This window comes from Novipirellula herctigrandis (assembly GCA_007859835.1).
Classification (GTDB): Bacteria; Planctomycetota; Planctomycetia; order Pirellulales; family Pirellulaceae; genus Novipirellula_A; species Novipirellula_A herctigrandis.
Map to the genome: position 1 here is coordinate 919,896 of SJPJ01000001.1, position 23,909 is coordinate 943,804.

Annotated in this window: 18 protein-coding genes and 1 pseudogene; 8 read left to right on the plus strand and 11 right to left on the minus strand. The window is 52.3% G+C overall.

The window, feature by feature from the left end; all coding sequences use genetic code 11:
- Positions 1-2,040, plus strand: a pseudogene (locus CA13_RS03080) (hypothetical protein); the annotation flags it as partial.
- A gap of 153 nt (positions 2,041-2,193) precedes the next feature.
- Complete coding sequence (locus CA13_RS03085; protein WP_146394551.1) at positions 2,194-3,063, plus strand: deoxyribonuclease IV; 870 nt, start codon at positions 2,194-2,196, stop codon at positions 3,061-3,063.
- A 119-nt stretch (positions 3,064-3,182) separates the two neighbouring features.
- Here the strand turns inward: CA13_RS03085 and CA13_RS03090 are convergent, their stop codons facing one another.
- Positions 3,183-4,319, minus strand: a complete 1,137-nt coding sequence (locus CA13_RS03090; RefSeq protein WP_419193875.1) for an aldose epimerase family protein — start codon at positions 4,317-4,319, stop codon at positions 3,183-3,185.
- Between the two features lie 473 nt (positions 4,320-4,792).
- Between CA13_RS03090 and CA13_RS03095 the strand changes: the two genes are divergently transcribed.
- On the plus strand, positions 4,793-6,205 hold the full coding sequence (locus CA13_RS03095) for a sulfatase (RefSeq protein WP_146394552.1): 1,413 nt from the start codon (positions 4,793-4,795) through the stop codon (positions 6,203-6,205).
- 77 nt (positions 6,206-6,282) lie between these two features.
- On the plus strand, positions 6,283-7,347 hold the full coding sequence (locus CA13_RS03100) for a tRNA dihydrouridine synthase (RefSeq protein ID WP_146394553.1): 1,065 nt from the start codon (positions 6,283-6,285) through the stop codon (positions 7,345-7,347).
- A 12-nt stretch (positions 7,348-7,359) separates the two neighbouring features.
- On the opposite strand, the gene CA13_RS03105 is transcribed toward CA13_RS03100, so the two are convergent.
- Both CA13_RS03105 and mnmC2 read right to left on the minus strand, forming a co-directional pair.
- Positions 7,360-8,730 carry an alpha-L-fucosidase gene (locus tag CA13_RS03105; RefSeq protein WP_146394554.1) on the minus strand — a complete coding sequence of 457 codons (1,371 nt, stop codon included), beginning with the start codon at positions 8,728-8,730 and terminating at the stop codon, positions 7,360-7,362.
- A gap of 45 nt (positions 8,731-8,775) precedes the next feature.
- Entirely contained in the window at positions 8,776-9,546 is a 771-nt protein-coding gene (gene mnmC2 / locus CA13_RS03110) for a tRNA (5-methylaminomethyl-2-thiouridine)(34)-methyltransferase MnmC2 (protein WP_146394555.1), read from the minus strand.
- A gap of 130 nt (positions 9,547-9,676) precedes the next feature.
- Between mnmC2 and CA13_RS03115 the strand changes: the two genes are divergently transcribed.
- The 4 genes from CA13_RS03115 (at position 9,677) to CA13_RS03130 (ending at position 15,377) form a co-directional block, all read left to right on the plus strand.
- Positions 9,677-10,519, plus strand: coding sequence for a phytanoyl-CoA dioxygenase family protein (locus CA13_RS03115; protein ID WP_146403350.1), 843 nt, complete (start codon positions 9,677-9,679; stop codon positions 10,517-10,519).
- A gap of 98 nt (positions 10,520-10,617) precedes the next feature.
- Positions 10,618-11,490, plus strand: a complete 873-nt coding sequence (gene metF, locus CA13_RS03120; protein WP_419193876.1) for a methylenetetrahydrofolate reductase [NAD(P)H] — start codon at positions 10,618-10,620, stop codon at positions 11,488-11,490.
- Between the two features lie 327 nt (positions 11,491-11,817).
- A complete protein-coding gene (locus CA13_RS03125; RefSeq protein WP_146394557.1) occupies positions 11,818-13,683 on the plus strand; it encodes a protein kinase domain-containing protein in 1,866 nt (621 codons plus the stop codon).
- Between the two features lie 38 nt (positions 13,684-13,721).
- Positions 13,722-15,377, plus strand: coding sequence for an ATP-binding protein (locus CA13_RS03130; protein WP_146394558.1), 1,656 nt, complete (start codon positions 13,722-13,724; stop codon positions 15,375-15,377).
- Positions 15,378-15,415: 38 nt separating this feature from the next.
- On the opposite strand, the gene CA13_RS03135 is transcribed toward CA13_RS03130, so the two are convergent.
- From CA13_RS03135 to CA13_RS03165, 8 genes are all read right to left on the minus strand, one after another.
- Entirely contained in the window at positions 15,416-16,825 is a 1,410-nt protein-coding gene (locus tag CA13_RS03135; RefSeq protein WP_419193877.1) for an agmatine deiminase family protein, read from the minus strand.
- The gene (locus CA13_RS34585; protein ID WP_419193878.1) at positions 16,822-16,965 is read right to left on the minus strand and encodes a hypothetical protein; all 144 of its coding nucleotides are present in this window, start codon (positions 16,963-16,965) and stop codon (positions 16,822-16,824) included. Before CA13_RS34585 ends, CA13_RS03135 begins: the two co-directional genes overlap by 4 nt.
- A 31-nt stretch (positions 16,966-16,996) precedes the next feature.
- Positions 16,997-17,938, minus strand: coding sequence for a dihydrodipicolinate synthase family protein (locus tag CA13_RS03140; protein WP_146394559.1), 942 nt, complete (start codon positions 17,936-17,938; stop codon positions 16,997-16,999).
- A 95-nt stretch (positions 17,939-18,033) separates the two neighbouring features.
- Positions 18,034-18,849, minus strand: a complete 816-nt coding sequence (locus CA13_RS03145) for a TIM barrel protein (RefSeq protein ID WP_146394560.1) — start codon at positions 18,847-18,849, stop codon at positions 18,034-18,036.
- A gap of 8 nt (positions 18,850-18,857) precedes the next feature.
- Positions 18,858-19,799, minus strand: coding sequence for an aldo/keto reductase (locus tag CA13_RS03150; protein WP_146394561.1), 942 nt, complete (start codon positions 19,797-19,799; stop codon positions 18,858-18,860).
- A gap of 458 nt (positions 19,800-20,257) precedes the next feature.
- Positions 20,258-21,727 carry a nitronate monooxygenase gene (locus tag CA13_RS03155; protein ID WP_146394562.1) on the minus strand — a complete coding sequence of 490 codons (1,470 nt, stop codon included), beginning with the start codon at positions 21,725-21,727 and terminating at the stop codon, positions 20,258-20,260.
- 270 nt (positions 21,728-21,997) lie between these two features.
- Positions 21,998-22,840, minus strand: a complete 843-nt coding sequence (locus tag CA13_RS03160) for an MBL fold metallo-hydrolase (protein ID WP_146394563.1) — start codon at positions 22,838-22,840, stop codon at positions 21,998-22,000.
- Entirely contained in the window at positions 22,837-23,886 is a 1,050-nt protein-coding gene (locus CA13_RS03165; protein WP_146394564.1) for a methionine synthase, read from the minus strand. The genes CA13_RS03160 and CA13_RS03165 overlap by 4 nt, the downstream gene beginning before the upstream one ends.
- Positions 23,887-23,909: the final 23 nt, after the last annotated feature.

The following is a 23,909-nucleotide window of genomic DNA, read 5'->3' on the forward strand; positions in this document are numbered from 1 at the left end:
GTGCTGCAAGAACCCGTGCTGCAAGAACCCGTGCTGCAAGAACCCGAGCTGCAAGAACCCGAGCTGCAACAACCCGAGCCGCAATGGGAAGACGAAGCGTACATCACCGATGATCGCGAAGCGATGGCTCGACATGAGCCGATCGATCCGGAATTGAATTCGCCTGAGTCCACTTCGGCAGCGAGCGAATTTTCGGACATTGCGTCGGCGCACGCATCGGATGAACTCTGGCCAACCTACGACCAATTCGAGCAGCGAGCCGTCGAGAAGAACGAACATGGAGACCAACCAGCCGACCAGTTATCGGTTGGCCAGGAGCCCGCAGCGGAGCTTTCGCTCGAGGAATCGCTAATCCAAGAAGTCGAAAGCGAGCGAGCGACATCCGATCAGGAGCACCAAGACGAGACTCCGGAGGAAACCAAGAGCGTTTGGAAAACGAGTTCGCTGCCATATGAACCAACCGCTCAACTCAACGACGACGCGTTAGAGACTTTTGACGATTATCCCACAGACAATCAAAGTGCCTGGCAAACTCCGTCACAACTCATTTCGACCGAACGAAACGAATCGGACAGCGCGGAAGAACAATCGCAATCAAATTCATTTGGCGCTGAGTCCCAGGAGATCTGCCAGGAGAATTCCGATAGCGAACCGAGCGTCGAGTGGCAGCAGACCGCCGAGCTGGTTGACCTCGACCACATCACACCCGTTGAAGAAGACGATCCGACAGCGGACAATTACCGAGAAAACGCCGATCCGGTTATGTCGCAAACGTTTAACGGTTTCAACTTAGAGCCAACGCCACCAACAAACTGGAACCAAACCCCGGACGAGCACGACTCAGAGCCAAGCTTCACAGAGAACCAGGAATCGCACGTACACGACGAGTCATCCTCGGACCGCCCGATCGAGAGCGTTTGGGAACACGATGCCGATGCGAATCAGTCGCCTGACTCCGATCAAGAGTTGGATACATGCCAAGGTACCGAGCTTGGTTCGCTTGCGAGTCAATTAATCAACGACATCGAATCGAGTCATGAATCGGACATCATCCACGAGGACTCCGAATTAGCGGCGAACAACCTCTCCCCGGGCGACGTCCAAGACAACGGGTCGTTCAGCGAAATGGATACGAATGCGGGATTGCCTAGCGAAGCGGACGATGTTTTCGAACCTACCGAACAAACCTATCAATTGGATGCGGTCGATGAAGCGGAACAGGACCACACTCGCCAATGGGCATTCGACGATTCGGAGCACGAGGAAGAAAACTCAATTTCGGTGAACCACGACGTGCCGGACGCACCGATTCCATTTGCACTCGATGAGGCATCTGCTGAGGAACCTGTTTCGGTGACTGAAACGGCTCAACCGGTGGAAACAGCAGCATTGGATGTGCATTCAGCGGGATCCCATTCGGACGGCGAAGAAGATGAAGATTCGATCGAAGCGTACATGAACCGATTGCTGAAACGTGTTCAAGGTGATACGACGGCAAACTCGCCAATGCCAAAGAAGACGGACGACAGCGAGCCATCGGAAGCGAGCGACGTTTCCGAAGTCAGCAACTCGGATTCCGTGACCAATATGGATGAGTCACCTGAGCCGATGGATCCACCGGCTCCGATAGATCTACCGGAGCCGATGCTTCCCCGCAGTCAAGCCCCGGAGCGGACCAGCAACATGTCGGCGATGCGAGAGCTTGCCAACCAATCGGCGCGGACCGCGATTTCGCGAAGTGTTCGAATTCAAACGCGTGACACGCAACTCAAAGCGATGATGAAGTTAGTCTACGCTGGGGTTTCCGTTTTCTGTGCCATGCTAATCGTGATCTTCCTCGTCCATTGGCTCAAGTACCCTGCTGCGATCGCTATCATCGTTCTTGGCGGCGTCTTCGCTCGCGAAGGCCAATTGCTGATGAAAGCGGCAAAGGACCGGCTAGAACAAGCTGAATCGGACTTAGTTTCCCAACAAAGTTCAATCGACGAAAATGCCGATCAGCCAATGGCCCAGGAGGCCGCGACCAAGGAAGTAGAATAGGCGTACGGAAGAAAAGCGAATGCCGCTCAAAGACGCAAACGCATCCACTCGCGAACGCCATCGCACCAACCCCCTCGTTCCTGGTTACAAAAAGCCGTTCATGCCAGTGAACGGCCGCACCCAATTCTCTCTCTTTCGTTTGGATTGACTCCGATGCCACTGTTTGGATCCCATGTTTCTGCTGCGGGTGGAGTCAGTAAAGCGGTCGCTCGAGCGGTCGAAGTGGGCTGCGACTGCCTCCAAATTTTCACCAAAAACAACAACCGGTGGGCTGCGAAACCGTTGTCCGAAAAAGACATCGCCGCGTGGCGATCGGCGATGGATGAGTCAACGCTTTCGAATCCCATCGCTCACGCTTCCTACCTGATCAATCTGGCGTCACCCAAAGACGACTTGTTCCAAAAATCGATTGATGCGCTTGTTGTTGAACTCGAGCGAGGAAACCAGTTAGAACTCGAAGGCTTGGTTGTCCACCCAGGTGCGTTTACGACCAGTGACGAAGCCGATGGCCTAGACCGTGTCATCGCCGGCGTCACCGAAGCACTCGCTCGGGTAGAACCAGGTTCATGCCGATTGCTCTTGGAGAACACCGCTGGCCAAGGATCTTGTTTAGGGCATACGATCGAACAACTTGCGACGATGATCGGTGGGATTAGTGACAACAAGCGGGTCGGCGTTTGCCTTGACACATGCCATGCCTTCGCCGCGGGATATGCGATTCACACAGACGACGGTTTTGCGGAGATGATGAAAGAAATCCGCGGGAAATTACCAAAGGGCTGTATCGCAGCTTTGCATTTGAACGACAGCAAAAAACCACTAGGCAGCCGCGTGGATCGCCACGAACATATCGGACGCGGAGAGATCGGCCTGGACGCGTTTCGCAATGTGATAAGCGATCCGCTACTCAGTACACTCCCTGGCTATTTGGAAACCGAAAAGGGGACCGACGAGGAAACCGGTGAGGACTGGGACAAAATCAATTTGCGTACGCTTAGGGGATTGTTGGCGCCAGAGATTTAGTCCGCGGCTGCATCGACTACTGCAAGACAGCCACTACTGCGAGACAGCAACAAGTCTGATTCCGTGATGACGCCCTATGGCTGCCCCTCCGCTTCCGACCTGCAATCCTGATTCGGACTCTACTCTACCGAGAACCGGTGAACCGTGACTTCTTTCAACGTTTCGCCAGGTTTTAACAACGTGCTAGCGAAACTTGGCACATTGGGAGCATTCGGAAAATGCTGCGTCTCAAGACAAAACGCCTCGTGACCACCGACACCAGCCGAACGCTCGTTGCCTGGCAAGAAGTTTGCCGTGTAAAGCTGGACCCCCGGTTGTGTTGTCTCAATCTCGAGCACACGACCCGATTTTGGGTCAACGACCTTTGCCGCCTCGCGTAATTCGCCAACCTCGCCTCGCACCACGTAGCAATCGTCATAGCCACTATTGGCGCTTACTTGATCCAAACGTGCCCCAAAGCTGGTCGGTTTTCGGAAATCCCATGCCGTCCCCTCAACATTGACCAACGCACCGGTCGGGATTCGGTCTTCGGTCGTATCAAGGATCGCATCGGACTTGATTTCGGCAATATGATCCATCGCCGAACCGCTTAAGGCACCACACAAGTTCCAATAACTATGGTTGGTTAAATTGACATGCGTCGCCGCGTCGGTCGTCGCAGAATACACGATTGTCAATTCGTTGTTGCCGTTCCAGCTATAGTCAGCGGTCACAGAAACAGTTCCCGGATAGCCTTCTTCGCCATCGGGGCTTGTTCGCTGGAACCGAACGCCAACGGTGTCTTCGGTTTGATAAGTTGCCGCATCCCACAAACGATAAGTGAACCCTTTTGGCCCGCCATGGAGGTGATGCTCCCCTAAGTTCTTGGGCAACTCATATCGTTTTCCATCAATCTCGAACGCCGCATTGCCAATCCGATTGCAAAAACGACCAACCGTGCTTCCAAAATAGGGGTGTCCCGATAAATATCGATCGAGCGTAGAGAACGTCACATTTACGTTTGCCACTTTGCCATCACGATCGGGAACATTCACTTCTAGCAAGGTCGCGCCCCAATCCATCACCGAGATTTGATTCCCTTGCGAATTGGTTAATGCAAAACGAGTGACATCGTGGCCATCCTCGGTTTTCCCGAACACTTTGGATTCAATTTTCATCGCGTCAGACGCTTTCGCTTCGTGAACAATTTCGTGAACAAACAGGAGACACAAAACGACCCAGGCAAACCCAAACCGTTGCGGCACGAAAGATAACATGATCAAACTTCCCAGGGTAGAGTGGTCGATAGCGGCTTGTGGTATTACAAGAGTTGATGTGAACGACGATTCTATCATGCCGACGCAGCCTTGCTAATTCGACTGCTTCATCGATTTAAAAGATTGCCAACGGTAGCCCGACCGGTCGGGTCCTTGCTGAGTCTGACAAACGGAGGCTGGCAAACGGAGGCTGGCAAACGGAGGCTGGTAAACGGATGCTGGCAAACGGATGCTGACAAGCCGTGCGGTTGGCTCCGAAGATCCAATGAAATGATTCGCTGAACGTGAATGCCCCCTTCGTTCCTTACAAAAGTCCAAGTAATTTATACCGAGGCATAGCGACAACTTAGGTACTACCGATGCGGCATAGGTACTAGCGACGCGTTCGCCGTTGTCTTTCCTTCGCCATTGTTTTTCCGTGCCAATCCGCAATCCAAAGAACGCCCTGCATCCGAAAGAACATTATTGCGACCATGACTTTGCAACACTTCTTTTCAGCTATTTTCCTGGTTTGCGTTGCTTTTTGTGCGAAGCACTGTGCCGCAGCCTCACCACCAACCGCTGGCTCACCACCGAACGTTCTGTTCATCGCGGTTGACGACCTGAATCATTGGGTCGGTTACATGGGACGCAATACTCAGACCCAGACACCCAACTTAGACGCACTTGCCGCTCGTGGCGTTGCGATGGACCACGCGTATTGTGCCGTCCCAGCTTGCAATCCTTCGCGCGCCGCTCTGATGACTGGACGCCGCCCATGGAACACAGGGTGCTACCTCAATAGTGATCCATGGAAAAACCACATCCCCGAAGGCCTCGGTCTGACGAATGTGTTTCTCGATGCAGGATATCATGTCGCCGGCAGCGGAAAAATCTACCATAGCGATTCCTTCTACGAATCGGAATGGAGCCAATACATGCCACGGCCAACGGTGCCTGCATCCGCAAGAGACGTGCAAAAATACGAAGGGTTTCACGAACCGCTCGCGCATGACCTCAAGGACGAAGACATCCCCGACTACCAAATCGTCGATTGGTGCATCGACCAAATAAACAAAGCCCATGACAAACCATTGTTCCTTGCCTGTGGTTTGCATAAACCACACCTACCGTTTGCAGTCCCTCGAAAATACTACGACCGCTTTCCTTTGGATTCGATCGAACTGCCTCCTTACCAACAGAACGACCTTGATGACCTTCCACCCTCCGCCGTGAAGATGGCCATCGCCAGTAAAGACCATGCAAAGTTTTTAGAATCAGGGCGATGGAAAGCAGCGATGCAATCGTACCTAGCAACCGTTGCTTACACCGACATGAACATTGGACGCTTAATCGATGCGTTCGATAAAAGCCCGCTTGCGGACAATACGATTATCGTCCTATGGGGCGACCACGGCTGGAGTTTTGGCGAAAAACATCACTGGCGAAAATTCGCATTGTGGGAAGAACCGACGCGGGCTCCGCTAATCTGGGTGATTCCAGGAGTCACCCCACAGAAATCACACTGCGATGCGACGGTCGATTTCATGACCATCTACCCAACGCTTTGCGAAGCAGCAGGGCTATCGATCCCAGAACATGTTCAAGGTGAGAGCATTTTAAATCTACTTCGCAGCCCAACGAGTCACTCCAACCATGTTGCCATTACAACGCATGGCTTCAAGAACCATTCGGTTCGCACCGCCCAATATCGCTACATTCAATACCAAAACGGTGACGAGGAATTGTACGATCATCAAAACGATCCATACGAGTGGACCAATTTGTCGTTGCTACCATCATCCGAATCGATCAAATCCAAACTTCGTGCGATATTGCCAACTTCGAACGTGCAGCCTACAAAACCGCAAGGAAAGACCAACCCGCGTCGGAAAGCCAAAAAGTAGAATGCGTCCCCGCTCGCAGCAGCGGATGTTCCCCCTATTTGAATCCGTCGGCAATTGCAGATCCGAAGAATGAAACCATGAAACCTACGTTGGAACTCAAACCGCTCACGATCGGAAACGTGTCGATTGGATTTCCGATCGTCCAAGCGGCATTGTCAGGGTACAGCGATTTGCCGATGCGATTGATCGCGCGGCGACATGGAGCTAGCTACACCCTATGCGAAGTGATGCTCGACCAATTTTTACTGTCGCTCACGAAACGCCAAAAGACAAAACACTTCCTTGATATTCATCCCGACGAACCGCCGGTGGGTGGACAATTGATGGGTGCGGAACCCGAGCAGTTTTCTGCGGGTGCGGTGAAGCTCGTGGAAGCAGGATTTAACATTATCGACGTCAACTTCGGTTGCCCCGTAAAAAAGGTACTCGGTCGTTGCCGTGGCGGTTTTCATCTTTCCCAGCCGCCCGTGGCGATCGAAATCCTGCGGCGGACACGAGAGATTGTTCGCGACTCAATTCCCGTTACGGTCAAAATGCGTCGCGGGATCGACGATTCGAATCAAGCTCGCGATTCGTTTTTCGAGATTCTTGATGGTGCCATCGACGCCGGGTTAGCGGCCGTGACCGTTCATGGGCGAACCGTCAAACAACGCTACAACGGGCCAAGTCGGTGGAACTTCCTTAGCGAAGTCAAACAACATGTCGGCGACCGCATCAAAATCCTCGGCAGCGGCGATCTGTTTTCAGCCGCGGACGGTTTGCGAATGATCCAACAAACAGGCATCGACGGAGTCACGATCGCGCGCGGAGCGATCGGAAACCCATGGATTTTTTCCCAGTCACGTGCATTGGCCGCAGACGCTCCGCTGCCGCCACCGCCGACGCTCGGCGAACAAGCCGATGTCATGCGAGAACACTTTTCGCTATCAGAGCAAACCTACTCACCCGAACGTGCGCCGATGATAATGCGAAAGTTCTACATCAAGTATTCGCAAAACCATCCAGAGCACGAAATAATCCGCGCGATGTTTACAAAGCTTCGCAGTCGAGAAGAATTCGAAGCGGTGCTAGACAAACACTATCCCGCCGACCGCCCCGGTCGCTACGTTCCAAACGACCTCTATCGGGCTCAATCGGAATAGATTGCCTACCCTTTACTCCGTTTTCGACAATTCGGGCATTCCCTCGACTTCGATTTTGATCACCGTTGCAACTTTGTCGATGGTGGTCGTGGGAACGCGGATCACCCAGTCGGCATCCCCTTTTTCGACGCGGAGTGTTTCTGTTGGAGCAGCCAACAACGAGATATTCACCGTTTGGTTTGCGAGCGCTGGGATGGTGAGTTTCCGATCGGATGGCCAATAGAAAACGTGCAAATAAAGTGCCCCCTGTTTTCGAGTCACTCGCCCCCACGAGGGACCGAACAATGCTGATTTGGTTCCGTAAATCGATTCACCATTGACGCGCATCCAATCGCCCATCGCTCCAAGTCTCTCGACACTCGCCGCAGGAAATGTCCCATCCGCTTTTGGACCAATGTTTAATAGATAGTTTCCACCTTTGCTGGCGATATCGATCAAATTGCGGATCAGGGTCTCGGACGATTTCCAATTTGTATCGGACGCTTTAAAGCCCCACGATCCGTTCATGGTCATACAAGATTCCCAATCACTATCAACACCCGTTGCGGGGATCTCTTGCTCGGGAGTCCCAAAGTCACCCGCAAACGAATTCTCATCCGAAAAACCCGACATGCCTTTGCGACCGGCGCCAACGCGATTATTGACGATCAATTTCGGGTTCAAATCCAACAACCAATCGTACAACGCTTGGCCATCCGCGTTGGTCCACCAATCGGGCCATTCACCGTCAAACCAAAGGACGTTGGTTTTGTAGTCGACCACCAATTCCCTCAGGTGCTCTTTCATGTAATCAACGTAGACTGATTTTTCTCCTTCAACCATTTTCGTTGGATTCCATTCGGGTTTGGCCATATCACCGTTCTTGGGCAATTGCGACCGATGGTGCCAATCCATGATCGAATAGTACGTACAAAACGTAATCCCTTGGCGTTGGCAAGCCTCGCTCAATGGTTTCAGTAAATCTTTTCCGTAGGGGGTAGCATCAACGATGTCGTAATCGGTTTGTGAATCGAATAAACAGAACCCATCATGATGCTTTGAGGTGATCACGATGTACTTCATCCCGGCGTCTTTCGCAATTCGCACCCACTGATCCGCGTCAAACGAATTCGGATTAAACTGCGGCGCAAATTTTTCATAATCGCTTCGCGTGATTTTAGCGCGTTGCATGATCCATTCACTAATCCCCGCAACCTCTTGGCCTTTGTACTTTCCAGCTGGCACGGCGTACAAACCCCAGTGAATGAACATGCCAAAACGTGCATCACGCCACCACTGCATCCGTGATGGCTCGGCAGATTGAGCCGACAACGTTACCGGCTTGCCAAGAACAGCGAAAACGGCCAATAGAACGAGCAAACCAGCATTTCGAATCGGTCTCATTTGTGGGCTCTTTGGTTGTGGGAGGAACGGAGCGGGAACGAGTCCTTACGACCTCGTCTGCAGATGATTATAGCCCCCCGGCGGCTTGGTTGCGATCAACACTTCGCGTTTGCCTTTTTCGGGGCCTGGAACTTTGCTGACATCGAAACCGATCGCTGCCAGCCGGTCGCGCACCGCTCGTTTAACGCAGTAGGTTACAAGCGATCCACCCTGCTGAAGCATTGTGAACATTCTTTCTAACACTGCGTGGGTCCACAATTCTGGATTCGACTCTGGAGCGAAAGGATCAAAATAGATCGTGTCGAAGGTTCGTTCTAAATCGTGCCACCCGCATGCGTCATCAAGGACAACTTCGACGCGATGTTTCTCCGAAGGACACCAAACATGAACCGAAGGCAGAGCGGGATTATCGCATTTCCTTCGCCATTCCAAAAATTGCTCCGCAAGCTCTGAATTTTCGATCCATGATTTTGGCTGCAAGGATTCGATCACCTCCGCTGATAGCAGGTCGAGTTCGATGGCGACGTAATCGAGCGGTGTGTCGTAGCGGACCGCTTGGTCGAGCGTCAACAGCATCGCCATCGCGGTGCCCAGCCCAATCTCAAGCACTCGCGTTGGTTGCCCAACTGCTAATCTCTGTTGAGCGCCGCTGTTATTGAGATAGACGTGTCGCGTTTCGGAAATCGCCCCCGAACCGCTGTGGTAGCTGTCGCCGGTATCGTGTTTGATCAGTGTTCGGCTGTGGTCATCGGTGACCTGAATCGACAGCGATTCGCGAGCCGATGGCATGGTCGGGCGCTGGTAAGAATTGGGCATCGTTGGCTTAAGAAACGAAAAGGAGATTTTGGAATCGAACCAGTGAGGCAAACTGTCGCAGGGATGTTTTTTTGTTAGAATAGGTCGGTCTTCCCAAAACCAAATGGTCCACAAGGAAAGCCGGCCGATGATGAATCAAACCAAAGACTTCGACATTATCCCTACTCGCGAATCGATTGCGAGCGTCGAACGAGATATTCGGTTCTTTCCTTCCCAGACCCAATCGCCCCATTGGCTTAGCCTCGATCAGATCGCCGAGTGGAATGAAACTGGGTATCTGTGTCCACTCGATGTCTACAATGATAATGAAATTGCCGATATCCGAGCCTACTTTGACGAGTTACTTGCTGACGTGATCGCCCAGGGTGGAAATAGCTATTCGATCAGCAGTGCTCATCTGAAACATGGTCGCGTATGGGACATGTTGACCAACCAGCGGATAGCAGGCTATGTATCGGACTTGCTGGGCGAGAATGTTGTCGGTTGGGGGTCACATTTCTTTTGCAAAATGCCTCACGATGGCAAGCAAGTCGATTGGCACCAAGATTCAAGTTTCTGGCCATTGACTCCAACCAAGGCAGTCACCGTTTGGTTGGCAATCGACGATGCGGACGAAGAAAATGGGTGCATGGAAGTCTACACTGGTTCGCATACGCATGGGCTTCTCGATTTTGATGCGAGTGACGCCGATTCAAACAATGTGCTGGATCAAGTGGTTAAGAATCCGGAAAAATACGGAAAATGGCGCCGCACCCCCCTTCGCGCGGGCCAAGTCTCGATTCACAGTGACCTGCTAGTGCACGGTTCGATGCCCAACAACAGTGACCGCCGCCGATGTGGCTTGACACTCCGCTATTGCCCGGCGGATGTTCACGCCTACTTGGGATGGAATCAAAAAGGTGTGGTAGTGCACGGCCAAGCCAATACAACCGATTGGCCCGGAGCCGATCGACCAAATGAAAACGGAGCATAGCATCCCCGTCGAAATCCCAGTCGAACCACGTTTTCCCATCATCGCATTTGGCTAACCCCAAACGCGATCTTTAACGATACTATTGAATTACATTACTTATGACTTTGGTTTCCCACTACAAATCTTCTCGTTGCGCCATCTCTTTTGAACTCTTCCCACCCAAAACGGCTGCGGGAATGGACGCACTGGCGAAAAGCATCGAACAGCTCAACCAGTTTTCCCCGAGCTACTTTACGTGCACGTACGGTGCTGGCGGTTCGACTCGCGACACGACACTCGACGTGGTGGAGAAAGTCAAGGAGTTGACCGGATTGCCAGTAGCCTCGCATTTGACCTGTGTCGGGTCGACCGTCGAACAGCTTGAGTCGTTCCTACAAGACGCCGCATCACGCTCGGTCGATTACATCGTTGCCCTGCGAGGTGACCCGCCGCAAGGATCCGACCAATTCGAGGCCGTCGAAGGTGGATTTCGTTATGCGAACGAATTGGTGGAGCTGATTCACGATCGGTTTCCGCAATTTTCGATGGCGGTCGCTGGTTATCCCGAAGTCCACCAGGAGGCGACGAGCGCAAAGAGTGACTTGGAGAATTTGAAGCGCAAAGTGGACGCGGGCGCGGACATCATCATTACGCAATTGTTTTACAACAATGACGACTTCTATCGCTTCCGTGACGCTTGTGTCGCAGAAGGCATTTCGGTGCCGATCATTCCTGGAATCCTTCCCGTTACGAATTTTAAGCAAGCCGAGCGAATCGCGTCGATGTGCAAAGCCGAAATCCCTTCGACGTTGGCAAAGACCATGAGCCAAAACGATGATCCCAAGTACCAATTCAATGTTGGAGTCGACCACGCTCGGAATCAAACGCTCAACTTAATCGAAAACCAAGTCGAAGGAATTCACTATTACGTGCTAAACAAAAGTGAGGCAGCCGCGAAACTTCTCAACGGGCTCGAATTGGCAGCAGGTTAGCGGGATCGATTCAAAAAACAAAACATGCTGCGATGTTGGCGTCGCAACATTTAACGAGAGCGTGAATCGAGGGATATCGCCAATCGGGAGACTTTGGCGAAGGATGTGGATTTCGGCGAAGCGGCGCATTGGCGACTTACCTTCAACGCATCCACCTCAAACACGCCGTCAATTTGACTACACCACAACGCTTTCTTAGACAGTCACAGCGAAGTGGGGTATACTACCCATCCCCTCTTTCGGAGTAATCATTAGCCCCACTTGAAAAATCGCGTTAGTGTGAACTCGGATCAACGTTGCTCCTTGTCGGTTTTCCTTCTAATCGCCTTGGCTACTACTTTGGCGTTTGCGCTAGAAGTCTTTTCCGATCATGCGAAGTCTGGTAGTTCCTTCGTGCTTTTGATGCTTTGGATCGCCCATCACAATCTATCGCCTCGTGCGGCTCGCGTTGCTGCGGGAGCAGCAATTGTGGTCACGCTTAGTGCCGTCCTACAAACATTTCCATCGCCGATCTCGACACTCTTCAACCATGCCGCCGTCATAGCGGGCGCTGGTTTCATCATGCTTCGCAAGGAAAGTGAGACCATTGCGGGCGACCTCACTTCGCTTGGTCTAAGTGGTGACATTTATTTACCGAACGAACAAAACGTCGGCGCGCCTACCATCAGCGTCGATAGCGATCAACCGGCGCTTCAACAATTCTCCGCAGCGGAGATATTGGCGAGCGACTTGATTGACAGGATGCAGCAGAGCAAGGCGTTTTTGCCGAAACAGATCAACCGAGTTCGTCGATTCGTTGAAAAGCGTAGCGACACGCGTCTTTCGCTCGAGCAGCTTGTCTACGCGGGTTTGCTGACCGAGTTTCAAGCGATCCACATGCATTGGGGACGCGAAGACCAACTTCGCTTCGACAAATACTCGCTAGTGGAGATGATTGGCCGTGGTGGAATGAGTACCGTGTTTCGTGCAATGAATATGGAACGAGGCGAAACCGTTGCGATCAAACTGTTAACTGCCAGTGAACGCGCACTGTGCCGAGCTCAAAGAGAAACGGAAGTTGCAAAACAATTGGCCCACAAGAATATTGTGATCGCCTACGATTCGGGCCGAATTCGATCGCGTTTCTACATTGAATTAGAATATGTCTCGGGAAGTGATCTGCACCAAATCGTGAATCGAAGCGGAATACTCGACGAAACTCATGCGTTAAATTACGCATTGCAGATCGCGCGTGGCCTTCAACACGCTCACTCCAAAGGCTTGCTCCATCGTGATGTCAAACCGGGCAATATGCTCGTTACAGCCGATGGAGTCGTGAAGATCACAGACTTAGGTTTGGCGTGTGGCATTGCGGTCAATCCGCAAAAGGGATCGATCCCCAGTTGCACGAACCGCCTTGTCGGTACGATTGAATTCATGTCCCCCGAACAGGCGATGCATGAGGATGAAGTGGATGAGAGAACGGATATCTATTCGCTAGGTGCGACGTTATTTTTCTTGCTGACCGGTCAATCTCGTGTGGTCGGGACTAACGTGGGACAACAAATTACAAACTTGATTTCGAAACGTCGCTTTTTGAGTGCTAGAAAGTTGGGAGTGCGTGAAGAAGTCGCCGCCTTGATCGACCGTTTGTGCCATTGTGATCCTGACAAACGCTTTTCTTCGATGAGCGAAGTCATCGCTGCGATCGAGGCACTTTCAGGCCCACGCGACATCGATGATGGGCCCATCAGTGTCCTGATCGTGGAGGATAACAAGGATGACCTCTATGCGGCGCGGCGGATGCTCGGCAAGATGAACCGATCATTGCACATCGCTGAAGCAACGACATTAGCAGCATGCCGAACGCGAATCGACGATTCGAACGACGGCCCCCCAATCCACCTTGTGCTACTCGATCTGAACCTGCCCGACAGTGCTGGGTTTGAGACCATCACCCATTTTCGCAGCTTTTGTCCTTGTATCCCTCTGATCGTAATGACTGGCATTGCCGATCCCGACTACGGTGCCAAGTGTATCGACGGAGGAGCGAACGATTATCTACCCAAAAACAATGCGACCCCCGAGACTCTTGAGCGAAGCATCTTCATGACATTGGCACGTTGCCGGACCCAAGATGAAGAAAGCAGCGACGTGATTATTCTGAACGAACCTAGCGTGGGCTCGTCGAACAAGGATGTCGAACCGTTGTAGCAAAAGCCGGCATTACCGCGAATGGGTGAAACGATTCCGTGAACCAACCTCTTAGCACACAACAAGTCCTTCACCAACTCCAAAGCCGCTTGGACTTAGCACTTAGTGGCGGCAACGTCGGACTTTGGGATTGGGATCTGGAAACCGACCTGGTCTTTTTCAGCGATCAGTGGCACCGACAAATTGGCGAACCCCCAGGGTCTTTGTCGGATTACCAAGCATGGGAATCACGCGTCCATGCCGATGACCTTGCCGACGCGGTGGCACGCGTCCGTAACTTGTTAGGGAGTTCCCAAAACGAATACGAATCGACCTTTCGACTGCGTCACCGCTCAGGTGAATATCGGTGGATCCTTGCTCGCGGGCAGTTGTTTCGTAACGAGTCGGGTAAGCCAATACGATTGCTCGGCATTCATTTGGACATTACAAATGAAAAGCGACACGAACAACGGCTCAGGAACGATTTGTATCGCAGTGAGATGATGCTTCAAACCCTCGAGTCAACTCTGCACACGACGTCGCTTGACACGCTATGCAAGATCGTCTGCGCTCAAACACGCCAACTACTGCAAACGCATCTTGCCGGGATTGATCTCGATCCAACAAAGCAAGGAGTCGCGGGATTTTCGGAGCGAAGCTATTCGGTAAAGTACCAGGACTACAAGCGTGATGCTTTCCCAGTGGATAACGTGACCGTCTCTGACGACGTGGCGAGCAACCCCGTTTTTGACAGAATCCGCATTTTGCTGTGCATGTCTCAGCAACAACTCGAGACTAACTCGATTTCATCAAGTCTTTGCCAAGCAACGGATCTACGTCCGGCACTTCGTGGCTTGTTGGCGTGTCCGCTGGTCGACGTCCATGGGAATCGACTTGGTGTGATTTGGTTGTCCGACAAGGTCAGTGGTGGCTTTAACGAAGAAGACCAATCGTTGTTGCGCCAACTCGCCTATATTGTTTCGATCTTGATCGTTCGCATCCGTATCGAAGAACAACTACGGCGTCAAACGGAACTACTTGACGCATCGAACGAAGAGTTACAGCAATTTGCATACATCGCCTCTCACGATTTGCAACAACCCCTTCGCGCCATTGGGAACTATGCCGAATTCCTCAACGAAGACTACAAACACTTGCTCGGTGACGAAGGCAAGCGGCTTCTCGACGCCCAGATAGCGGCGACGCAGCGAATGCGGGCATTGATTGACGATTTGCTGCTGTATTCCCGAGTCAATCGTGATGAATCGGGCTTTTCGAATTGTAATTTCAACGAAGTCCTTAGCGATGCCATGCGGCGGCTTGAAGTAATGATCACCGAGTCCAACGCACATATTCAATTTGCCGATCTGCCAAACGTCAATGGCGTTCATTCGCGGTTGGTCCAGCTGATGCAGAACTTGATCAGCAACTCAATCAAGTACCGGTCAAGCGAGCGGCCGGTAATCAAAATTTCCGCGATCCAACAGGAGAACGCTTGGTTATTTACGATTATCGACAACGGAATTGGAATCGACGAGACGTATCACCAAGACGTCTTTCAAGTCTTTCGGCGGCTCCACAATGATTCCGAGATCGAAGGCACGGGCATCGGATTGGCGATATGCAAACGCATTGTCAACCGTCATGGCGGTGAAATTTGGATCAGTCCTTCGCAGGACACGGGAACCCAGATTTGTTTTCAAATCGCAAAGTAAACGGGCCATGATCACAGTCATCCATCAAGCGTACACTGCTATTGTGGACGCTCACGTGACCGGAAGAATTGAAGTGCCTTTTTAAAGTCGATCACCTTGTCGGGGGTCGCTGCAAATACAGGCAGATTCATTGATAAACAATGAAGCTCGCCCTGCAACGCCTTAAGCGTCGTCATATCAACTGTTTCGACCCGATGGTCGGGAAGCAATCTTTGATACGCTTGTTTCGCCTTTTGCACTAAATCCAGTGGGTCCGAATCGAAGATTGGCATCAGGACCAAATCGTTTGCCAAAATTACATTCGTGTAGGCACTCCAACTCGTTCCTTCGCGAGGTGGAATGACGATTCGGTGAACCTGCATCGGCTTGCCGTCCACCTTCACACGACGAAGTCGCGCCGCGTTGCGTTCAAGGATCGCGGAATTGACCGGATCCAATCTTGGGTCCAATTGAGCAACCACCACATGGTCGGGGGCCAAGAAAGTCGCAAACATATCGACGTGGTGAGTCGCTTCGTTTTCAAGATGTTCAAGAACCACCAACTGGGTCAAATTGCATGCCTTGGTAAACTCCTCGATGACCATTTTGCGACGTTCGAGCTCAGGATCGAGTCCAGGCAATGGGTTTGGAAACTGGATGCGGTTGTCTTCGAAAATACGATGAGTGGTTAACGCCAATCGTCGCCCGTTGTTTAGCAAATTGCCTCCTTGGATCGTCCATCGAACAGTCTCTAAACGGCTTCCGGTCCGATCGGCCCATACGGCCGGTAAAGCGTCATCTTTAGGCCGCGTCCCTTCGTAAAAGAAATCAATCGACATGGTTCCCGTTTCCGTCTCGGCCAACAGCGGCCCAAAGTCACGCATCCAAATCGTATCGACCTCCATTTCGCAAAAGAACACATGCGAGTTCGGAGAGGCGTCGGTTCGGGTTGGATCACCCTCGTTTGGCAACAACCATTCAACGACCATCGATAATTGGTCGGAGTTGTTACAAAGGACCAAAACGTTGGTATGCCCCGCAGTTTTTGCCACGATTTGCTGGAGCACAAACGCATGGTGCGGTTGCCAATCGCTGACGCTGACTACCATCGCCCGTTGCGGTTCAAACTCGCCGGCAATCCGCGGATAGGGACGGTTTAGGTTGACGCGACCGGCATCGATAGCGATCTGCTCGATACTCGAAGCAATCGGCGGTGCAGTGGCCTGCGGTAACATCCGAGCTGCGACCTGATGCCGGTTACTGAAACCGCCGTGGTGATAGTATTGGGCCGGGTCTCCGTAATATTGACCAAACACAGAGGAGGCTGACGTAAACAACGCCAGCGAAATTTCAAGCAACAAGACAAGACGAGTCTTAACCATATCGCGTGCGAATGCATAAAAAGAAATGACAATCCGTAATTGCCGAAGCGTACGGTCGCCATGGCAGGACTCGAAATTGTAGTTCACATTCGAGTCTCGGCTATCGGGAAACTCAAGAATTCAAAAGGATGGCCTTTTGGCAAGCCACCTTTTTCGAGCCCCCACGTTTCAACACCGGCATCCAAACCGCAATGTGCCATTCCGACGGCACCTGCAAAGCGATCCATCTTTGCTCACTCCACACCACTTTTACCGCCGTTAGACGACCGATTCAGCGGGCAAAACGCCAAGCGTCCGAAGCACGTCTGCAACCTTCCTCCGCTCCGGTTCGCGGAAACAATGGAAAGGATCGGCTGGGATGTCTTGGCAAATTCCAAGCAAAGACAGGGCGCACTTGGTTGCCTTGATATGACGCGACGCATATTTGCCCACATCATAAACTTGATGGAACTCAAGAATCATCGCATGTGTCTTTGCGACCTGTTCGGCATCGGTTACTTTGTTCGCCTTATAATGGTCCACAAATAATTTCGGCAGCACATTCGCCCCCCCTGCGACCCCGCCATCACCACCGAGCGACATCGCCTCCGCTAACTTCGTTTCGGGACCAATCATCACCGACCAATCGGGACGAATCGACTTTAAATCGCAAAGCTTCCCAAAGTATTCCATGTCACCGCTGCTGTCCTTGATACCGACGATCGTATCGATATCTGCGAGCTGTTTAACGGTATCGATTTCGAACCATACCTTTGTCAGTTGCGGCATATTGTAAAGCACAAGTGGCAACGGCAACTCAGGGACGATGTTGCGAACATAAGCGGTCAACTCAGTCTGACCTGCCGGAAAATAGTAGGGAGTGGTCAGCACGACTGCGTCGGCCTGGGCATCCGCTGCATGTTTGGCAAGTTCAACCGATTCGACAAACGAAGTATCCGTAATCCCTACCAATACCGGCACGCGGTGTTCCACTTGGTCGGTCACACGAGAGATCAATTCGCGACGCAAACGGTAACTCAAACTGGGAGCTTCGCCGGTCGTACCGAGGATAAAAAGCCCCGAGACACCGCCTGAAATGACATGTTCGATTAATCGCGACAAGCCTTCGTGGTCAAGTTTGTCGCGACCACAAAGGGGCGTGACTAAGGGGGGCACAATGCCATGAAGGGAAGTTCCCGATAATGGTTCGCTGGAAGCCATGTATAATCGTTTGCTGAAAGTTCTAGATTGCCGATTTCGATTGAGATTGGCACCACTCTAACACGGACGCCACTCAATTCAATTCGGCCATTCACTTATTGCCGAGTCCAATAATGAATTGCTCGCATCGTTTGCTGAGCGGCTTCAGCTGAGTCGGGCCAAGGCAGGGCTTCAGCGCACAAATACCCCGCATAATCGATCTGACCCAATGCGGCCATGATCGGGCCAAACTGCAGATGCCCGCATCCGGCCGGTCGTCGGTTGCTGTCTACAAAATGAATGTGGCCCACATGTTTTCCACCGCATACCAATGCATCGGCAATATCGACTTCTTCAATGTTCATGTGAAACAAATCGCACAGCAGTTTCACATTGTTGTTCGACAGCGATTCGATAATTTCAACTCCATCGGCGACCGTGTTGCACTGGTTTGTTTCGTAGCGGTTCAGCGGTTCGTATAAAAGCGGTACTCCATACTTCACTGCGTGCTCTCCACCGTCCTGTAAGGCTTCACATAGATAACCGCGAGCCAAACTCGAGCTAACCCGATCATCACTTCGCCCTTGCATCGACCCGATGATCGTCGCGGCACCCAATGCGCCACCGACATCGATCAAATCGCGAACAAATCGCTTGGCACGATCTCGCTGGGCTGCATCCGCATCCGCCAACTGCAAGCCATGCTTCACCCAACCGGCTCCGGTGCCCAGTGCGGCAAGTTTCAAGCCTTCGGCATCGAGAAGCTTACCCAACAAATCAGTGTCGAGTGATTCGGCGCCTTCTGAAAAAATTTCGACCGCATCAAAGCCAAGTTGGCTCGCGTAGCGGATTGATTTTTCGAGCCCATCCCAAAGCACGAACGGACCACCCCGCGCTTCTTCGACAAGGCTAATGGTGATACAGGATTTCATTTGTTGTGTCATTCGGTTGCGTCGTTGTTTTCGGGTCGCCCGGAGAGGTAAAACCAATTGTCTATCGGCTCAAAAATGGATTTCACATCCGCAACAAGTTGCTGATCAAGCGGTTCCTCTAACCAATCGCACCACTGGTCCACTCGATCGGGGTTGGCCGATCCAGCCAAACAAGTGGCAAAACAATCGTTTGCGACAGAGTATTGCAGCGCTAACTTGGCAATATCCGTTCCGTGCTTTTCACAAAATGCCGCCGCCTCCGCAGCCACTCGCCGTACATCGGGGGTCGCCTGGTGCCACTCGGGCAGTGGTGCTTGGGTCAGCAAGCGCCCCGAAAAGGGAGCTGCGGTAATCAAACCAACTCCCTTTTCTTGACACGGTTCGACCAATTTCAAAGCCATGTCATTGAGCAATGTGTAATGGCTATACGTCAAAATCACGTCCAGGTCACTTCGACCTAGCATCTCGGTGAAAATTTTTATCGGATAACCACTGACACCAACGAATCGCACTTTCCCCTTTTCGATCTGTTTGCGGATCGCCGGCAAGGTCTCATTTACAATGATGTCCATGTCGACGAATTCGATGTCGTGACAAAACAGGATGTCGATGCAATCGATCTTCATTCTTTCAAGCGAAACGTCGACACTCTCCGCCACTCGCTTGGCGCTAAAATCAAAATGAGCAGGCGCGTACCGACCTAACTTGGTGCTGAGAAGGTAAGATTCACGCGGAATGTCAGGCAAAATCCGCCCCAGCAGCAATTCGCTCATACCACGTCCGTAGTAAGCAGCCGTGTCAATGAGATTGATCCCGCGGTCGAGTGCAACGTTGACACTCCGCAGTGCCTCGCCTATCTCGACTTGGCGGAACTCCTGACCAATCGAAGACGCACCATATCCAAGAACCGAGAGCGACAAGCCAGTATTGCCGAGAGCGCGATGATCCATGATCCGTAGGCGATTAAGAGAACGGGAAGGGAAACACGGAACCGCAGAACCGCGTGTGCATTACCCTAACAGCTTAACAGCTTTCGGATCAGGGCGTGCCAATAGGCTCGCCGTTCAATGAAACGCAAGCAAAATGAAACGCACGGCAAAATCAATTGGTCGCCCTTACGCGTGCGTCTGGAACTCACGCGTGCGACTGGAACTCACGCGTGCGACAGAAACATGTGACGCACTTGAAGCAACTTTGAAAGGATAAACTCCAAGAATTCCTTCGACGCCTCGTGCCCGAGTTTCCGGCAAGCGTCCGAGTTTCCGGCAAGCGCCCGATTGCCTTGAAGCGCCCGATTGCCTTGAAGCGCACGATTGCCTTGAAGCGCACGCGCCACCCTCACGGTGATTGGTTCGGTCAGCGGAAAAGTATCGGCATTTTTGCCGAAGGTGCCGTCGCGGCACAGGTTTTAACGGGCTGCGACGGCGGAATCGATAATAATCCCCGCCATCAAACACTCGATCACATCGGCTGCCGAATAGCTCGTCGAATCAGGTGTCTTCATGAAACGTTTGATTCCTGCGACGTCATTGCCGCATGTCACCAAAGGCAACTCGTGTTCACCGTTCTTGCGTCGCTGGCCCAATCCGATGTTGGTCATCAGCCCGTTGCAAACGCATTTGCGACCAACTGTCGCTTCCGCATCACCGCCCTTGTAGGTGAACGCCGCGATCTTTTCGGATGGACAACGCCAACCGATCGTGCCGTCTTCCTTCTTGAATCCTTCTCGCAAAAAGCCGAGATCGCAAACGCGAGTTCGTTGTTCATAGACCTTTTGGTCTGACATTGACCCTTCGATTTGCAGCACCTTGAACGGGAATCCCGTTGGGGAAGCTTGCCCATCGGTCTTCACGTCGGGCTCGCCGTCTCGCACCATGTTGAACACGATGTCCTTGATGTCGCCACCGAATCCTGATTCTTCGCAAAAGGCGAATGCCGTTCCTACCTGAACACCCGTTGCACCGGTTTCAAGTGCCTTGGCAACTTGCTCGGGCGTGCCATACGAACCAGCCAACCAGAACGGACGCCCAAGTGCCGCAATCGCAGCCAAGTCGACCACGTCGCGTTTACCGTAAAGCGGCTCACCTCGATCATTCGTTGTTTTTGGACCTCGCGGTGGCGCGTTATGCCCACCGGCCGTTGGCCCTTCGACAATGAATCCGTCGACATACCCGCTCGCTTTCTTGGACAACATGCTAGCCAGCGTTACCGAAGCGACAATCGCCAAGAATTTCGGTCGATTCAACCAAGGCAATTCACCGTTGGTGAATTCGACTGGATCAAATTTAACCACAAAGTTGTCGTCTTTCTCCGCTCCGACAATGTGGATCGGCATTTCCGCTGCTTTGCCTTCCGCGAAGCGGTCCAAAATGCCTGGGATGTACCGAGGAATGCCAGCTCCCATCAAAACATAGTCCACACCAGCCAACATCGCGCCAAAGATCGACGGCAACGTAGGAAGCTGAATCTTTTCCAGGAAATTGACACCAATCAGCCCATCGTGGCCTTCTTTTGCCAAGAAAACTTCGACGAAATTAGCAACCACGACCAATTCCAACTGCTCTTGAGTTGGTTCCATCGGGATCACCATGGTGTTCTTCAACGGCTCACCGTCCGCCTTGCCACCTTCAACGAAATACTTCTCGAGGATCCGATCGGCCATGTCAATGTACGGGAATTCGGCCATCGCGCGACGCATGTCACCGCCGGGATCGCCCAATTGAAGCCGACGGACCAGAACCGCATCGAGCGCCGTGCCCGAAACAACCCCTAATTGACCGGCTTGTGATACGGATCGGGCGAGCCGCCAATCCGATACGGCAACCCCCATTCCACCTTGGATGATGGTCGGTTCCGGACGGCTGATTATAGATGACATCGATAGATCCTTTTTTGCAGTCAAAGCAGCAGTGTTTTGATGGAATCGTCGAGTCGTATCCAGTCACGCGCGGCAAGACACTGCACGTACGGTGAGACCTTGGGGCCAATCAGTTGGGCCCGACGATCCATCATCCATTCAAATTCCGTCGGTATTGTACAGCTAGAAGGCCAGTTAGCGGCAGCGACTTATGTAACCGTTGTGCAAACATTTTGTCACAAAGTCGTACTTATGGCCGAATTGTCCGATTCTTCGCTGCAATAGATAAACTCAAGCAACCTTAAACGGCTCGCCGCACCTCATTACCCGGTAGGGCTGACCAATCGCTTCGCAAGTCTCGACAAACAATTTCGGCGACTCTGTATTGAATGTGAACATGTCGAAGTGGCATGGGATCACCACTTTTGCACCAATTTCCTTTGCCAATTGAGCCGCTTGGTCACCAAACAGGTTGCCTGAAACCCGACGTTCGGGGCGGTGTCCGTTGATCGGCAAGATCGCCACATCAACGGCAAATGGACGCAGCAACTCGGCCATTCCTGGATAAAGCAACGTGTCACCACTGTGATAAACCGTCGTCCCATCGATCTCAACTACGTATCCCAAGTACTTACAACGCCCCATTTCGTCTCGATCAACCGTGTTATGGGCCGCCGGAACGGCATGAATTGTCATCGTCCCGACCACACGGCTTTCGCTATCATTAAGCCCGATGGGCCAATCTGCGACGCACCCGATCCGCTTGGCCACAAACGCTCGGTTTGCTTCGGGGATCACCATGGTGATATTTGGATTGGCATCGATAAGCGGTCCCAGCGTTTCGGCATCCAAATGGTCGGTATGGTTATGAGTCGAGGTGACAAGATCCACCCCCGTCAATTGATCACCCCGAATCGCCAATTCGGTCATCCGAACATGCGGTTTGTCGGTATCGTGGTACTTTCGAGTCAACGAATCCGACAAGTAGGGATCAAATAGCACACAGCCATCGCGTGCTTTGACCAAAAACGTACTTTGCCCAAGCCACCAAATCACGACGCCCGATACGGGGACCGTTTGATCGATGTCCGCTCGCAGCGTCTCATCCTTCAAGACCGCTGGAATCAAGCTCATAGCCCCAACTCCTCACGTACCCGCCGACACCCGTGGACCATATTGGCTAACTTTTGCCGCGACGCCCAACGCGCCGTTTGGCTCAGCCCACAATCGGGTGCAAAGACGAGCTGGTCAGCGGGCGAGTACTTCAAACACGCCCTCACACGGTTGGCAATGTCCTCGGGCGTTTCGATGTAGTAACTCTTTACATCCACAATCCCGACCGCTGCATCGATTCCGGCATCGGTCACTTGTTTGATGAGTTCCAACGGCGCAAAGTTCAACGTTGCCATTTCCAAGTGCATTTCGTTGACTTTCATGTCCAAAAAATCGGGGAACATGCATTCGGGCCGTTTGCCGCCGACGCTGCGGCCTTTGAAGTTGCCAAAGCACATGTGCATACAGACTCGCGTTTTGCCCACGATCGGTTCGATGGTCCGATTAAAGATATCGACAAATCGCCGTGTATCTTCTTTGTGTGCGTAACAACTCATCGAAGGCTCATCCACGCAAATCTCTTTGCAGCCGACTTCGACCAATCGAGTCACCTCGTCGCGCACCATTGGCAGCAGTGCTTCGGTGATCGCGTATCGATCCGGATATTGTTTGTTTGGATTCAATCGCCCCGACAATGTAAACGGCCCCGGTATACTCGCTTTTAACGTCACGGAGTCAGGGACAATGTCCGCCGCGATTTGTTGCAGTCGCTGGAATTCTTCGACGGCTCCCAATCCATTTGGCGCCGATAATGTATCGATAATATCGTGCTTGCCTCGTTGATCATGCGCCGGTGGTCCCCAACGACGTGGTGGCGATGATTCCAGGTCGATACCGTGCAGGTATCCGTAGAACGACAAATTGAAATCCAATCGCGTTTGTTCGCCATCGGTGATCACGTCCAACCCCGCGGCGACTTGGTCACGCACAGCCGCGACCGACGCATCTTCTTGCATTTCAAGAATGTCGACGGGGCCAAATTGGTCGAGGTTTTGCGAGGCAAATTCAAGCCACCCGGGAAACGGATAGCTGCCAATGACGGTCGTACGAAGGGGATTCGACTTCATCGATTCGCTTTTGAAATAGAAGG